General features: G+C 45.5%; 11 protein-coding genes. All 11 read right to left on the reverse strand.

The window, feature by feature from the left end; translation table 11 throughout:
• Positions 1 to 10: 10 nt before the first annotated feature.
• Positions 11 to 1,468, reverse strand: coding sequence for a hypothetical protein (locus GJU87_RS17360; protein ID WP_153640641.1), 1,458 nt, complete (start codon positions 1,466 to 1,468; stop codon positions 11 to 13).
• 20 nt (positions 1,469 to 1,488) lie between these two features.
• The gene (locus GJU87_RS17365; RefSeq protein ID WP_153640642.1) at positions 1,489 to 2,457 is read right to left on the reverse strand and encodes a Gfo/Idh/MocA family protein; all 969 of its coding nucleotides are present in this window, start codon (positions 2,455 to 2,457) and stop codon (positions 1,489 to 1,491) included.
• Between the two features lies 1 nt (position 2,458).
• Positions 2,459 to 3,031, reverse strand: coding sequence for an acyltransferase (locus tag GJU87_RS17370; RefSeq protein WP_153640643.1), 573 nt, complete (start codon positions 3,029 to 3,031; stop codon positions 2,459 to 2,461).
• A 1-nt stretch (position 3,032) separates the two neighbouring features.
• Complete coding sequence (locus GJU87_RS17375) at positions 3,033 to 4,166, reverse strand: DegT/DnrJ/EryC1/StrS aminotransferase family protein (RefSeq protein WP_153640644.1); 1,134 nt, start codon at positions 4,164 to 4,166, stop codon at positions 3,033 to 3,035.
• Positions 4,167 to 4,183: 17 nt separating this feature from the next.
• The gene (locus GJU87_RS17380) at positions 4,184 to 5,482 is read right to left on the reverse strand and encodes a glycosyltransferase family 4 protein (protein WP_153640645.1); all 1,299 of its coding nucleotides are present in this window, start codon (positions 5,480 to 5,482) and stop codon (positions 4,184 to 4,186) included.
• Positions 5,483 to 5,547: 65 nt separating this feature from the next.
• On the reverse strand, positions 5,548 to 6,840 hold the full coding sequence (locus GJU87_RS17385; protein ID WP_228492035.1) for a nucleotide sugar dehydrogenase: 1,293 nt from the start codon (positions 6,838 to 6,840) through the stop codon (positions 5,548 to 5,550).
• A gap of 548 nt (positions 6,841 to 7,388) precedes the next feature.
• Entirely contained in the window at positions 7,389 to 8,942 is a 1,554-nt protein-coding gene (locus tag GJU87_RS17390; protein WP_153640646.1) for a glycine--tRNA ligase, read from the reverse strand.
• Positions 8,943 to 9,016: 74 nt separating this feature from the next.
• Entirely contained in the window at positions 9,017 to 9,295 is a 279-nt protein-coding gene (locus GJU87_RS17395; RefSeq protein WP_153640647.1) for a DUF4834 family protein, read from the reverse strand.
• An 89-nt stretch (positions 9,296 to 9,384) separates the two neighbouring features.
• Positions 9,385 to 10,800, reverse strand: a complete 1,416-nt coding sequence (locus GJU87_RS17400; protein ID WP_153640648.1) for a DUF5723 family protein — start codon at positions 10,798 to 10,800, stop codon at positions 9,385 to 9,387.
• A gap of 74 nt (positions 10,801 to 10,874) precedes the next feature.
• Positions 10,875 to 12,983: a hypothetical protein gene (locus GJU87_RS17405; RefSeq protein ID WP_153640649.1), complete on the reverse strand. Its 2,109-nt coding sequence runs from the start codon at positions 12,981 to 12,983 to the stop codon at positions 10,875 to 10,877.
• Positions 12,984 to 13,140: 157 nt separating this feature from the next.
• Positions 13,141 to 15,915, reverse strand: coding sequence for a hypothetical protein (locus GJU87_RS17410; protein ID WP_153640650.1), 2,775 nt, complete (start codon positions 15,913 to 15,915; stop codon positions 13,141 to 13,143).
• Between the last annotated feature and the right edge of the window lie 59 nt (positions 15,916 to 15,974).

Consider the following 15,974-nt stretch of genomic DNA (forward strand, 5'->3'; position numbering starts at 1 on the left):
TCAGAATTCTTCACTCTGCATTATTCAATATCTGAGAAACTGCTTCCTCCATCTTTTCCGCGGCATTCGATACAAAATAATAATTCAAATCGACTGTAGTCTGCTCACCTGACAGCTGCTCCTCCAGGGCATCGCTTAATTCATCGGTATTGTAAACTCCAACAGCTCCGCCTTTTCCGATTAGGTCGTCCATGTATCCTGCACCATAAAGCTCTGAAAGCACAACGGGTTGCAAACCAAAAGCCAGTGCTTCGAAAAGTGATGTGCTGTAAACTCCGACCACTGCTGATGCCTTTTGCAACTCCTCGTATAGATCACTTTTGTATTCCACCGTGATATTCGTTCCAGTAAAATAGCTCCTGTAATCCTGAGCCTTAGCAATCTCAGACGGATGCAGTTTAAAAACAACTGACCACTCCGGATGTTTTAACGAAAGCTCTCTTGCATATGTTCGAATCTGTTCCCCGATGGTCGCCTGCGAAATGAATAAGACATCATATTGATTTTCTCCGGAAAGGTCGTCAACATTTTTTTCCAGGAAAGGAAAACCTGTAACATAACAGTTTTCCTTCGGAATAGGAACAGCCGATGTATCCCGCCAGAAATTTCCCCATATTAACTCAAACCGGGGAAAGAAGTTGTATTCACCGGAAGGATAATTATATCCAATGTGACGGCTCCCCATCGTTCCATGTTGAATCTCGATAGTTATAATTCCCATTTCATTGGCAGCTTGAATCAACGGCATATTTTCCGTTGAATAGGCATTGACCACCACCACCGAATGAGGCCTCTTTTCCTGTAAAAACTTTTTCCAGTAACTTCTGAAAAAGCGATAATACAAAAAGCGTTTGTATATAAAGCGTGCGTAATATTCTTTTTTATCAGCTATATCAAATGTTTCGCAAAACCGTTCCGCCAACTCGTTACTCTGCTGTTCTGCCAAAGAATCTTTCTGTCTTGCTCCCTTTATTTCCTGCCACTTTCCGGCAAAGAGCAAACGGTCTGTATAATAGGTTGACGATTCGAAATGGGAAGGTTCCAGGTGCGGGGTATCTCCAAACAGCAAAGGAGGTTCAATGGTTGCAATCCTCAATTTTGATTGGCTGGCCCACTGGTAGGAATATTTACAACCATACCGTTCTCCAAAGAGCACTTTTCGCGGCTGATTGACTAGCAATACATCCACCCCTTTAGGGAATTTTCCCGGATGTCGGAACAGTTTACCTGACCAAATCATCGACCAGGCTCTCTTTAGCTGACGCTTAATGAGGACCAGCTTACTGGTCGAAATTCCCATTTCCCGTCCGATAAAACCTTTAGCATTCAGCAAATCATGGTAAACAGCAAACCGACAATTGGCCCACAATGGAATTCCATCGACCTGATACTTTTCAAGCAATTTCATTTCATCCTCGAATGCTAAGAATTGCCTGAATAGTTGATCGGTTTGTGCAATATTATCCATGCGAAAAGTTTGCGAGGAATTTATTTATGAAACGGATGCTTTGTCAATTCTTTGGTGGCAAACGGATGGTAGTCTCCTTTTAGGCCTACCGGCTGCTGTTCACGGATTTGGTGAACAGTTTCGATGGCTCGCCGTGCATCTGAGATGGTGTATCCGTTCCCTTTCAGGATTTCCTCGTAGCTACGCGTGTGCAAATCGGTAAAGCCGGCGCTGAATTCCAGCTCCTCGCCTTCTATGGTAATAGAACGGTAGGTACGTTGTCCCTTCGCTTTAATGGCTTCGGGCAATGTTTCTTCATTAATGCTGAGGAACCATCTTACACGAGCCCGTTCGAGCTGCAAAAATCCGGCTGCGCGGTCGTGCGTATGAATATGAACCGTATTTTGCTGAATATCGCCAAAAATCCAGGCCAGCATGTCAAAAAAGTGCACACCAATGTTGGTCGCAATGCCGCCCGATTTCGTCACATCTCCTTTCCAGGAAGTGTAGTACCAGTAACCACGCGAAGTGATGTACGTCAGGTCGATGTCAAATATTTTGTCCTTCGGCGCCTCTTCCACCCGCTTCTTTAAATCGATGATGGTCTGGTGCAAACGCAGCTGCAGGATGGTGTTAATTTTCTTTCCGGTTTCTTCCGACAAACGCTCCAACGCATCAATGTTCCAGGGATTCAACACCAGAGGCTTTTCGCAAATGGCATCTGCGCCACGGCGCAGAGCGACACGAATATGCGCATCATGAAGGTAATTTGGAGAAGCAATGCTGACATAATCGAGTGGGACTTTCTCCTCGTATTTCAGCTTTTCCAGATACCGGTCGAAACGCTCAAACTCCACAAAAAACCGGGCCGACGGAAAATAACTGTCCATTATTCCCACACCATCATACGGATCGTAGGCAGCCAGCAAATGGTTACCGGTATCCTTAATAGCTTTCATGTGTCGCGGAGCGATATAACCTGCTGCTCCTATCAATGCAAAATTCTTCATTTCAAATTCGTTTTACCTGGTTGTTTTCCAGTCTGTATTTTTGATTGCTTTCCGGACAAACCGCTTCTCCTGTTGCGGAGAATTCCAGGCGATGCCCGTACTCACTCACCCAACCAATCTGTCGCCCCGGATTACCAACAATTAGCGCATACGCCGGAACATCCTTCGTCACCACAGCACCGGCTCCGATAAGCGCAAACTCTCCGATTTCAATGCCACAAATAATCGTCGAATTGGCTCCGATGGTAGCACCTTTCCGCACAATCGTTTGCCGAAATTCGTCCTTCCGGTTGATGAAACTGCGCGGATTAATGACATTGGTAAAAACCATGGAAGGTCCCAAAAAAACATCGTCCTCGCAGATGACACCGGTGTACACCGAAACGTTGTTTTGCACCTTCACATTGTTACCCAATACCACATTGGGCGAAATGACCACATTCTGCCCCAGATTGCACTTCTCTCCCAGCTTTGAGTTCGACATCACGTGGCTGAAATGCCAGATTTTCGTTCCCTCACCAATGACGCAATCGTCATCGATAACGGCAGTTGAATGTGCAAAATAGTCGGCCATTTTATTGTATAATTTCTTTCAACTTCGAAACAATCCGTTCTTGTTCTTCACGCTGTAACTCCGTATGGATTGGCAGTGCCAGCACCTCATTGCAAAGTTTTTCTGCTACCGGGAAATCTCCTTCGTTGTAGCCCAAATACGCAAACGCCTTTTGCAGATGCAATGGCGACGGGTAATAAACCATCGACGGAATGCCGGCTGCCTTCAATCTATCTTTCACCTTATCTCTTGACTTTCCGGTTACCCGGACAACATACTGATGAAAAACGTGGGTCGAAAATCCACTTCGCGATGGCGTCACAATTCCTTCCACATCCCCTAACAATTCATCATAGATTACCGCAGCTTTCTGCCGGGCACGGTTCCATTCATCGAGTCGTTTCAGCTTCACGCGAAGAATCGCTGCCTGCATGGTATCGAGGCGCGAATTCAACCCGATTCTTTCAAAGGTATATTTTTTTGCCTGTCCGTGGCTTGCTATCATCCGGGAAACCGAAGCCAGCTCTTCATTATTGGTAAAAATAGCGCCCCCATCACCATAACACCCCAATGTCTTGGTCGGGAAAAATGATGTGGTCCCAATATCGCCCATAACGCCGGCTTTGTGTTGGGCTCCGTCTTGAAACGAGTAAACTGCTCCCAATGCCTGGGCATTGTCTTCTATCACCTTAATCTCATGTTTCCGCGCCAGCGAAAGGATAGGTTCCATATCAACCGATTGCCCGAAAAGATGCACAACGACAATTGCTTTGGTTTTTGATGTGATAACCTTTTCCAACTGGTTTACATCAATATTGTACGTAGCGGGATGCACATCAACGAAAACCGGCTTCAACCGCATCAAAGCAGCGGCTTCGGCGGAAGCCACATAATTGAACGCCGGCATAATAACTTCGTCGCCCGGCTCCAACCCGAGTGCCATATAAGCCACTTGCAATGCTTCGGTGCCATTGGCACAGGGAATCACAAATTTGCTATCCAGGTATTCAGCTAATTCGCCGGCAAATTCCTTAACCGGTTGTCCATTGATAAAAACAGAGGAATCGATTACATCCTGTATTGCCTGATCGATTTCGGGCTTCATTTTCAGATATTGCCCGTGCAAATCGACCATTTGTATTTTTTTTACCGTCATGGGTTATCGTTTCGGTATTATATGCATCTGTTCAGGGCCTCGGACAACTTTCCGCTAAGAGCCTTTCGGGAGAAAGATTCAATGGGCGGATTCGTTTTCCTAAGCGTGCCTGACTTGTATTGCTCAAAATAAGTTATCAATTGCTGTTCGATGGATTCCACACGTCCAGGATTAAAAATTTCGCCCGCACCGGTTTCTTTTAATAATTCAGCAACTTCTCCATCTTCAGGTCCCAAAACCAACATTGGATTTCCAGCTGCAAGGTACTCGAAGAACTTTCCTGTGACAATGCCCTTGTTGCCGGGCACATCGGGAATCAGTAACAGCAATACAGATGCATTGAGTATATAAGATATTGACTCCTCGTGCGGGACGTAACTAATCAAATCAAGCTCCTCTTCCAGTCCCTGTTCTCGAAAAACCGACAAAATATGCTGATCCATTTTACCTACAAACCGAATACGGAACGGCTCGTTTACGTGTTGTTTGAACCGGGCTACAGCTTTGGCAAAATTCTCAGCCCGGTAAATAGGAGCAACTGTTCCCGTATAGGTAATAGTAAAACGATCGGGTTCCTGTCTCTCTGCTCCCTCAAAATCGACATGATCGTAACCATTGCTAATGACATGAAACTTATCCGCATCAGCTTTAGCCACTTTGGAACGAAGAAGCCCGCGAATATCATGGCTCACCGTAACAACTGCATCTGCCCGCGAAAGCACTGATTGTTCCATTCTTCGATCGAGCGACTTGGCCCACCTGGTATGATAGAGATTTTCGTAATAATAGATATCCGTCCAGGGATCACGAAAATCGGCACACCAACGTACGCCCAAATCATTTTTAAGCCTCCTTCCGATGAGATGAGTCGAATGCGGTGGCCCGGTGGTTACAACTATATCAATCTGCTGCTCTTCAATAATCTTTTTAGCTGCCTTTACAGCGAAGATATTCCATCCACGACGCGGGTCGGGCAGGAAAAAATTACCCCGGATAAATCTCGATATTTTCTGAAACCGGGAAGGTTTCCCTTCATTGGAAAACCCGCCATAGGGTATTTCCTTTCGGGATGAAAGCATCCGGTAGATAGAATATGGCTCGAAAGATAAGGTATGATAAACTCTCAAATCATCCCTGATATCTTCCCGAAGGGTTTTGTCCCACTGAGCGTAGGATGCGTTTTCCGGATCAACCGTTAATATCACCGGCTCCCAATCGAAATCGGGAAGATATTTAGAAAACTTGAGCCAGCGCTGAACGCCAGCTCCTCCGCTGGGCGGCCAGTAATAGGTTATGATTAATACCCGTTTCTTCATTCCAAATTCCTGATCAACTTCCGAAACGAAGGGGACAGTTTCAGAATTTCGTTAAGAGCCTGAAATTAAAGGCTCCAGTAATTAAATCCGGTTATCTTCCGACGATAAATTCCGCGAATGTCGATGAAAACCGGCCGTTCAGTAGCCAATGACTCAAAATATTCCTGGCTTAAATCGATATAATCGCGGTGCGAAACCGCCAGAATAATTGCCTGGTATTTTCCTTCAGGCTTTTCGGTTAACCGGATGTGGCACTCCTCTTCCAGCCGGTCGGGTTCGACCAACGGGTCCATCACGTCTACTTCCACACCAAAATCCTCCAGATGATGCACCACTTCGGCAACTTTGGAGTTCCGGAAATCGCTCACATCTTCTTTAAAGGTTATACCAAAAACCAAAGCCCGGGCGCCCTGCACTTCGTGGCCTGCTTTAATCAGCATTTTCACGGTGTTCATGGCCACATGCGAACTCATTGAGTCGTTAATAATGCGGCCACTGTCCATCATCATGGGATGAAAACCCAGCGAACGGGCCTTATGGGTGAGATAATACGGGTCGACGCCAATGCAATGTCCGCCAACCAGCCCCGGATAGAACTTCAGGAAGTTCCACTTGGTTCCGGCTGCTTCCAATACATCGTAGGTGTTCACGTTCATCAGATCCATGATTTTCGACAACTCGTTTACCAACCCGATGTTGATGTCGCGCTGGGTGTTCTCGAAAACCTTGGCGGCTTCGGCCACTTTTATCTGCGGCGCCCGGTGCACGCCCGGACGAACGACCATTTCATAAACTTTGGCGATCTCGTCAAGCGCCTGTTCGTTGTTTCCGGAAACAATCTTGATGGTTTCTTCCACCGTGTGCACCTTGTCGCCCGGATTGATGCGCTCGGGCGAATAACCGAACGAAAAATCGACACCCGCTTTCAGGCCTGACAATTGCTCCAGGATAGGCAGGCAAACTTCTTCGGTGGTACCCGGATAAACCGTCGATTCGTACACCACATAATCGCCTTTCTTCAGGGCAGAGGCAACTGTTCCGGTAGCGTTTTTCAACGGACTTAAATCGGGGATTTTATATTCGTCGACCGGTGTGGGCACGGTTACCACGAAAAACGAAGCACCGGCCAGTTCGGCCTTGTTGTTGGTGTAGCGAATATCGCAGCCATCAAAGTCGTCACTCTCCAGCTCTCCGGAAGGATCGATATTTTGATTCAGCAGTTTCAGGCGGCGTTCATCAATATCAAAGCCAATTACCTTAATTTTTCCGGCGAAAGCCAAAGCCAGCGGCAGTCCCACGTAGCCCAGGCCGACAACTGCCAGCGATGTCTCTTTCTTTTCCAGCTTCGATGCTATCATATCTTGTTTTTACCGGGTTGTTCGTTAAAGCACTCCAAATTTACACTAAAATCTAAATCATGAAGGAGAATATCCGGATTATCAACCGGAGCTTCATCACCTGCCTGTTCGGACCCTGTACTGTGTAAAAAAACGCCCAAACACATTTGCTCAGCAATATTCTGTTCAGAATAATGCCAGAACATATTTGCTCAGCAATATTCTATTCAGAATAATGCCAAAACACATTTGCTCAGCAATATTCTATTCAGAATAATGCCAAAACACATTTGCTCAGCAATATTCTGTTCAGAAGAATGCCAAAACACATTTGCTCAGCAATATTCTATTCAGAATAATGCCAAAACATATTTGCTCAGCAATATTCTATTCAGAATAATGCCAAAACACATTTGTTCGGCAATATTCTATTCAGAAGAACGCCCAAACATTTTCGCTCAGTTTTTCTTCGTTGGGAAGAAATAAAAAACCGGCCCTGTTGCCCGACAGAAATATAGCGAACCATTGCACGCCACCTGTTTTTGTCGGGGAAAAAGGCCGGTAACAGCTTATCCTATTTTCTCGAAAAGGTTTTTGTAGCTGACCTGATCGTGAATTATGTTTCGTAAATCGTTGATCGATACGCGCTCCTGCTCCATGGTGTCGCGGTAGCGGATGGTGACCGTATCGTCCTCAACCGTTTGGTGATCGACCGTAATACAGAAGGGAGTTCCTACCGCATCCTGGCGACGGTAACGCTTACCGATGGAATCTTTTTCGTCGTACCGGCAGTTGAATTCGAACTTCAGCGTGTCGATGATGGCGCGGGCTTTTTCCGGCAGTCCGTCTTTTTTCACCAGCGGCATTACCGCGAGTTTTACCGGAGCCAGGGCCGGCGGCAATTTCATCACCACGCGGGAATCTTTCTTACCGTTGGCTCCCTCGATTTCTTCTTCGCAATATGCTGCCGAAACGACCTGGAGGAACATGCGGTCGACACCGATGGAGGTTTCGATTACATACGGCACATACGATTCGTTGATTTCCGGATCGAAATACTGAATCTTCTTACCGGAAAACTCCTGGTGCTGGCTAAGGTCGAAATTGGTCCGGGAGTGAATCCCTTCCACTTCTTTGAAACCGAACGGGAATTTGTACTCGACATCCACTGCCGCGTTGGCATAGTGGGCCAGTTTTTCGTGCTCGTGAAAACGATAACTATTTTCGTCGAAACCGAGGGCTTTGTGCCAGGCCATACGGGTAGCCTTCCATTTTTCGAACCATTCCATTTCGCTACCGGGGCGCACAAAATACTGCATCTCCATCTGCTCGAATTCGCGCATGCGGAAGATGAACTGACGGGCAACAATCTCGTTACGGAATGCTTTACCGATTTGGGCAATCCCGAAAGGAATTTTCATACGACCGGTTTTCTGTACATTCAGGTAGTTCACAAAAATTCCCTGCGCCGTTTCCGGACGAAGATATATTTTGGACGCGCCATCAGCAGTCGAGCCCATTTCGGTAGCAAACATCAGGTTAAACTGACGGACGTCGGTCCAGTTGCCGGTTCCCGAAATGGGGCAAACGATTTTATAATCGATGATGATCTGCTTGAGGTCAGCCAAATCCATGTCGTTCATGGCTTTACTGAAACGCTCGTGCAGTTCCTTCCATTTTTCGAGGTTGGCGAGCACCCGCGGATTGGTTTCACGGAATTTGGCTTCGTCGAAACTGTCGCCAAATTTCTTCTTCGCCTTTTCAATCTCTTTATCGATTTTCGCTTCGTATTTGGCCAGCTGATCTTCAATCAGCACATCGGCACGATAGCGTTTCTTCGAGTCTTTGTTGTCAATCAACGGGTCGTTGAAGGCATCGACATGGCCGGAAGCTTTCCACGTTGTGGGATGCATAAAGATTGCTGAATCGAGTCCCACCACGTTTTCGTGAAGTAATACCATGGAATCCCACCAGTATTTTTTGATGTTGTTCTTCAATTCAACACCATACTGTCCGTAATCGTAAACAGCCGCCAGGCCGTCGTAGATTTCACTCGACGGGAATACAAACCCGTACTCCTTGCAGTGGGCGATTAGCTTCTTAAACAAATCTTCCTGAGCCATAAATTATGATTTAAATTTTCAGTATACGTTTCCTGATGTTCTTTGGGAATTTTTTCTGATGAGAATCAATCGTCTTAATCAACCTCTTCGAAGTCGATGTATTCACCATCGGAACGGTTGTATTTTTTTTCGTGCCGTTCGGATTGTTCAATGGTTACTTCGCCTTCTCTCTTCTCTTCTTTTCCGGGCCGACCCGACTTTTTCTTCATATCATCGTACAACTTTTGTGCTGCTTTGTCGACCACTTTCGGCGCCAGCCATCGCATCAGAAACCGAAAACCGTAATAAACGACCAGGATGATGAACAGTGTCTTCAGAAATCCAACAAAATATAACAGTACAAATAGTTGCATATAACTCCCTCATTAAAAAGCAAAGGTCAAAAATATAAATTATTTTCGACCTTTACCCGTTGAGAGAATCAACTTATGTGGAGCTTCTGTTAAATCGGCCCACGATTTTTCTCTTTATTGTAACCGATTAAGAAGTTGAGTCCGAAACGAAGGTTTAAACTGGAGGCACCAGCCGGATTCACAGCCGTCAGTACGTTGTCGGTTACCATGTAGAACTGTACCGGTCCACCACGCAATCCAACACCTAGTCCCAGGTTTGCGTACGAACCTTCGATAACCGAATAACTGGCCGAAAGACTGAAGAAGTCGCCCCAGTAAGCATTTCCGGAAGCGGTAAACGACAGGCTTGCCTGGCTGTTGTAAATACGGGCACGCGCCAAACCACCGACCTCAATGTTCGGATTAACACGATAACTTCCGCCAATGTATACCTTTACAGGAATAGCCGTACTGAAGCTATTGTTGGTATTGTCGATGCTGAATGCGTGTTTGATCGAATCGCCCAAATCGCTGAATGCATCACTCGGTGACTTGTAGTTGGGATCGTTTTTATTCAATGAATTGTCAATATTCACCCCTTCGTAGTTGAACTGACCGTTCAGCGTCAAATTGGTCACATCGGTTTTCCAGCCAATACTTCCCAGGTCGATGATACTGGCCGAAAGTGTTACCTTATCGGTTGGCTTGAATACTGCTCCCAGGTCGACGGCAAATCCCATGTTCCCGGTGTTGGTCATATAACTTCCGTCGAAATGAGTATCGACCGAGTCGACCAATCCATCAGGGCTGGTATAAAACGTGAACGGTCCGGAAACATTTAACTGACCCGTGCCTTCTACATTCAGATACGAAGCGTCGCCCGGTGCCTGTACCGACATGCTGATATCTTTGCTTTGCGCAGCTCCCATACCAAATAAAATTTTGGCGGTCATACCGAGCGTCACTTTCTTATTCAAATCGTAGGCATAACCAAGCGCCAGTTCACGATAGTGAATACCATTCAGCCCGAAGGAGCCTGTATTGAAAGACGACCCAAGGTAAGGAGCATTTCCGTTTTTCACCAAAGCCACCAGGTTGTTGCCAAAGAATGCGTTGGCAAATTCCTTCTCGGTAACAGCCAGATTAAAAACATGCTTTCCTGTTCGGAAACCAAGCGTGAAAAAAGAATAATTGGTCTTCTCGAACATGAAATTGGAGTCATCCAGCTTGTTGTAGAACTTGTCCAGATCGACAATCAGTGAGTCGGCGTACTGCCCGGTTCCCTGATGAATCAAATCAGAATATCTCCATCCGTTGGTGTTCATGTTCAGATCAACACTCGAGAAACCTGGCATACTAAAATGCCAGCCACTCTCAATTCCGGTATTCGCCGGGTTCATTTCCCATGTCTGCGAAATATTTTTCATGTGGTACATGGTATTCGGCTGAGCATGGGCGTTTCCTGCCACCAGCCCTAAAACAGACAGCAGTACCAGGAATCTTATATTGTTTTTCAGATACTTCATTTTGTTCTCAGTTGTTACTTACAGAATCGAATGACATTACTCTATCTTTCTTCAGGAAGTTAAACGCAGCCAACCTACTTATTCAGGTTCGCTCTGACTTTTACTCCCAAACTCACATTTAACGGCGAATCGGAATAAATTCGCGCCGGCGTCAATCCCTGGTTCGGACTCGCCAAATGAACCCTCAGCGCAATTCCATTTGACTGATTCAGGTCGTTGATCTGATCAGGAGACAACACAATTTCCGTTTGTGTGATAGTCGGCTGCTGGTAATTACCTTGCTCGTCGGTTTGGGCAGCTGAAATTGTTTCCGAGCTGATTGGGTTTCCATATTGCGTTCCCGAAAGGGTATCGATAAATGCCATCTCGAACTGGAAATCGAGCGGAATACCATTGGTAATGTTCATCACCAAAGTAACACTGTCAACCTGATCGACATTGTCCATGTTCACATCCAGCGTGTCATGAATGTCAAATCCCTGCGACTGGATTTCCAGCGGTAAATCGGCCATCAATCCGACCATCAGTTTCGATTGATCTGTGATGAAATTTGGCGTAGCCGGGTCAGCTGCTCCATTCGGATTGAACGACACAGTACCTGAATATTCGATTTTATCATCCGGTGGAAGTGAAATAAAATTCACAATATCAGAGTTACCATTGTCATAGGTAATTGTATCGTTAATCGTTCCTTGCGCACGCGAGGTTGGATAGGGAACTGCCATCGGCGAAGGATTCAAATCAGCTGTCTGACCATCGGTATTGTAACCTTTGAAATTAGCATTCAATGTAGCAGGCACCCCAACTGAACTTGTTACTTTTAAACTCAATTTCGGATTGGGTAACTGCACATTCCCGTTTAGGTTACTAAGTCCTCCAATATTGAACTGAAAAGATCCCGGATCAATAGTAATTGATTCCTGTCCCAGATCACCTTCAATGTATCCTACCTGGATATTATTCATATCAGCAGAAAAAGAAACCTGATCAGTCGGATTAATATTTACGTAGCTGGGCGATTTAAATAAATGAACCGAGCTGGTATAGGGCAATACATTGTAATTCTGATTGGCTCCCTGCGTCAGGTCGATGGTATAACCCGAAAGATCAAACTCCTGATGATAGGAGGCTTGTGTTCCGTCGGTCAGTATATCGAAGACTGCCGGCTGACCATTTTTCATGGCGGTCGGTAACTCAATTCGTACTCTGCCTGCCGCTGCAACAGTACTGTTAACGTCAACCGCCAACACACCTGATTTTACTTCCGTTTTGAAAACCTTCACCGGCTGATTGTTCAGTCCATTAATGCTAAACGTGTACTCACCTGAAGTACTGCTTACGTCCTGATCAGGAATCATAACCGAGCCTTGAGAAAGGACGGCATTGGTAATCTGGAAATTCAACTGCAGTTCATCGGCTAACCGGATAGGAACTGCCGTTGTCGAGCCCGGGGTAGAGAAGCTTGTCAAATTGAAATGAAGTTGATCCGACAAACTTACATTGGCCAGCGAAACAGTCTGGGTCTGCGTTCCACCTGAAGCCACATTGCTAAACACAAATTGCAGTGAAGTGCTCAGATTATTCGGGTCAACCAGGGTAAAGGTTGCTGAGACCTCGACCGGATAGTTGTTGACCATGGTTAACGAAAGTGTGCCGTTTTGGAAAGTAACCTGTTGGAAACTATTCAGGCTGGTCGGGTAATAACTTCCCGCGTTGTTCGTACTGGCCGCCGGAAACTGTGTACTTTGACCATCGTAAGCTCTCAATGGAGTAAGAGACGGAACGGCTAATGTTAAAGCATCCAACGTTACAGCACTGGTAAAACTGGCATCCGCCAACTGGACAGAGTCAACCGTTACAGCATCGGACTGAATTGTTTGATTGGCCGGAAAATTTACCATACTGGCCGCATCGAACTGGTAAATCGAATCCTCAGTGTAGATAATGTGCAGAAGGTTGTTTGAATCACTCTGTAATAAAGAGTCCGGATCGTCAATTTTATCCACAAAATCCTGAACAGTATAATTACCGTGTGCCAACGGAAGATAAAGTGAAGGTTTCCAGTTGACCGGACCGGCCATCTTGTCGAAATTGAATTCGCCGGTACTACACGAATTCAACAGCGCGATTCCCAACAGTACAACGAGGAACCACAATTTCTTTTTCCCAAACATATGCTTCATGTATTAAATTTTCCCTTAAGAGTTTTTTGCTACTATTTTACTTGTTTTGTCTTTGCTGTCTAAAAAGTGTACATCTGCAGATATGCGCATAAAAAGACACTCGCCATTTTTATAACGAAGAAACTCGAAAAAAATTCTCTTAAAATTTCCTTAAAGACTATTGGACGTAATAGTTGTACAAAAATCCGTCTGCTGAACCTACCACCAAATTAAAATGCTGACTTCCGGAAGTAAAAAATCCAATACTAAACCGGGAATTACCGGCCATCGGAAAACCGTTGTACAAACTTCCATCTTTGTTAAAAAGATAAATCAGATTCTCCTTCGGGTTGACAACTCCAATCTTCTTGTTGTTAGCCGAAAAAGCATAAATCTGTGGGGCCCTGTCAGGTGCTTCTTTAAAGTGATGATTAAACATCTTCTGACCGTCCGAATCGTATACTGTCAAATCGTTCCCGTCGAGGTAAACGAAGTCATTTTTCCCGTCGGCATTCATATCATCGTACATGAAATAATGCGAGGGGCTGAAATTCTCGATCTCTTTTGTTTGGTAATCACCATTAAAATAGAGGAAGTAGACCTTGCCGTGTTCGTCAGTTCCAACCAGCCGTGCCGCATGGCTACCATTTCCCGGCTCCAACACAAAATTGTTGTTCATTGAATGTGCATATTGCGCTTTGCTTTGCACACGGGTGTTTCCTTTCCGGTCTTCGATATAGGTTCTGTTTTTATCGAAGAAAACAATGTAGTCGCGGGTGCCCACCCTGAAATGCTGCACCGGTTGCGTCACTTCGTGCTCGGTTTTACCAAATGTCCAGCCCGGAATTAGCTTGCCCCGTTTATCGTACAAATAAACGTGGTGATCGGCGCACGCAATGAAGAAGCGGTAATTCTTGTTGTGATCGTAATCGAATACTGCCACGCCATTGGTCGCTTTCGCGCGAAGTTTTATCGGGTAGTTTGCCACATAATTGCCATTCCGATCGATCAAATGTAACTCACCGGCCGTGTTAAACAGGTACTGCAACTTTCCGTTTTTGTAATAGTCGATCTGGTACACGTCTCCCATGATTGGCCCCGGCAGCTTGATTTTCCAAAGAACCCGTCCTTCTTTATTAATCAGATAGAAATTATTGTCAGTATCCTGAACAACCACTTCCCGGTTGGCCCGGTCATAATGGTTGATGACAAACTGCGGTTTAAACTGAATATCCGTTTCCAGGTGACTCGACCAAACCGTTTGCGGCCGTTCGCGCAGATTAGGATTGTACCGCAGCAGAGCGCTATTGTATATCATCCCGTTTTCGGGACCAAACTCCCAGCCAAAGGCTTCGAGCCTCAACAAATGCTCCAGTTTCGGTTCCAGTTTCTGACTAATTTCCTGATGAATAATATCTTTAAAAAATGGTAATGCCCTTCCGGGAGAAAACCACATATAGAAATTGCAACGCTGCGATAACCGATCGCTGAATTCCTGGTAACGGATGTTATTTTTCAATACTTCCTGAAGCACATAATCTTTAATGAACCCAGAAATCGAACGATAGGAATCCCCCATCACCATGTAATTACCAACGAAGGAAACATACCGCGTGGGAACCGGTCTGAAAATCGGACCGAAAACCCGCTCGCCAAAATTATCAACAGGCATGTTGTAAATCGGGTAAGCTGTTTGCTTGTCGACATGGTATGTTCGAACATAATCGTTTAGCGATTTACCGTTAATTCGGGCCCAATGTCCAATCATTTCCCGGATGGCCTTCTCCGCCTGGTTCCTGCTATGTACTCGCATCACCAGGAACCGATTTTCGTCTGGTTGCGACGGATTGCCACGGGTATAAACCATTGCAACTTCCTTATCCATCAGCTTTTTGACCACCTCCTGCGGATTTTGCCCGGTAGATTTTTTAACAGCACCCAACTTATTTTCGTAAGCATAGTAGTTGCCGGCCCGATCGAGGTATTTCTCATAATCCTTAAAGAAGACATTCGGATTGCTCAGGTTAAAGCTCAGGATGAAACTGGTTTCTGCCGGAAGCACCTCTTCCATGCGGAATCGCTGTGGCTGCTGATGTAAAAATATGTTCAGGTAATTATTGACAGAGTCATCAGTATAGGTAAACCCATTGAGCATAAGTTCGTCCTGCTTCATCTCCATATCAATCTCCGACCAGGTAGCAAAGTTGTTAAAACCGCGCAGCGCATGGGCCACCGGTTCGCTGGTACAAAGCGATAACAAGCGCGGAAATGTCTGGTAGTTGATATAGAAATTCATGTCGACATTCGCACCAGCTGTTTTATACACCTTCTGGAAATGGGGCTTATCAAGCAACGATGACGTATTGAGCTGCCGAATAGCTTCCTCCACTTTCACCGGATTCTCTCCGGCAATGAAAATTCCTTTATGGAAGGCATACACCAGTTTATGCTGCTTACCCTTCTGGTTCCAAACGTACTTGTTCACCTGAACATGATCATACTTTCGATGGGTAACCTGAGCATTATCGGGAGCTAATACTTTTCGGATAAACTGGTTAATGATATTCTTTTCCGAGATATCATCCAGTTCAACTAAATAGAGTTGATTAAAGCTATCCTTTCCTTCGAAGCCGAGCGCCATTACCAGTGGTTTATTCCGGAACAATTCCCTGGCTTCGCGATTGGCCGTGAACAGCGAATCGACGTAGGTTATCTCGCTTTGAATATCTGAAAATCCGGGTAATTCCGAAAGATCCTGCCACATCGGGTTTTCCTGAATATCTCCCGTAAAGGCGAAAATATTGCGGGCTTCAATAATCAACGGAGAGTTTACCGGAACAGCTCGTAGTGCTGAAGTACCTATATAGCGCGACTCGCGGCTGAAATAGTACCAACCGATAAATATTCCTACAATGATTAATCCCGTAACGATTCCCAGACCTTTTTTACCCATAAATTGAACGTTATCTGATTCTTTCGCAAGAAAATGTTATGTAAAAATAAATACAATAA

It is taken from the genome of Prolixibacter sp. NT017 (genome assembly GCF_009617875.1).
Classification (GTDB): domain Bacteria; phylum Bacteroidota; class Bacteroidia; order Bacteroidales; family Prolixibacteraceae; genus Prolixibacter.

Coding starts and splice junctions, on each gene's coding strand:
- GJU87_RS17360 (WP_153640641.1), bottom strand. CDS start 1,468: ATGGATAATATTGCACAAACCGATCAACTATTCAGGCAATTCTTAGCA.
- GJU87_RS17365 (WP_153640642.1), bottom strand. CDS start 2,457: ATGAAGAATTTTGCATTGATAGGAGCAGCAGGTTATATCGCTCCGCGA.
- GJU87_RS17370 (WP_153640643.1), bottom strand. CDS start 3,031: ATGGCCGACTATTTTGCACATTCAACTGCCGTTATCGATGACGATTGC.
- GJU87_RS17375 (WP_153640644.1), bottom strand. CDS start 4,166: ATGACGGTAAAAAAAATACAAATGGTCGATTTGCACGGGCAATATCTG.
- GJU87_RS17380 (WP_153640645.1), bottom strand. CDS start 5,482: ATGAAGAAACGGGTATTAATCATAACCTATTACTGGCCGCCCAGCGGA.
- GJU87_RS17385 (WP_228492035.1), bottom strand. CDS start 6,840: ATGATAGCATCGAAGCTGGAAAAGAAAGAGACATCGCTGGCAGTTGTC.
- GJU87_RS17390 (WP_153640646.1), bottom strand. CDS start 8,942: ATGGCTCAGGAAGATTTGTTTAAGAAGCTAATCGCCCACTGCAAGGAG.
- GJU87_RS17395 (WP_153640647.1), bottom strand. CDS start 9,295: ATGCAACTATTTGTACTGTTATATTTTGTTGGATTTCTGAAGACACTG.
- GJU87_RS17400 (WP_153640648.1), bottom strand. CDS start 10,800: ATGAAGTATCTGAAAAACAATATAAGATTCCTGGTACTGCTGTCTGTT.
- GJU87_RS17405 (WP_153640649.1), bottom strand. CDS start 12,983: ATGAAGCATATGTTTGGGAAAAAGAAATTGTGGTTCCTCGTTGTACTG.
- GJU87_RS17410 (WP_153640650.1), bottom strand. CDS start 15,915: ATGGGTAAAAAAGGTCTGGGAATCGTTACGGGATTAATCATTGTAGGA.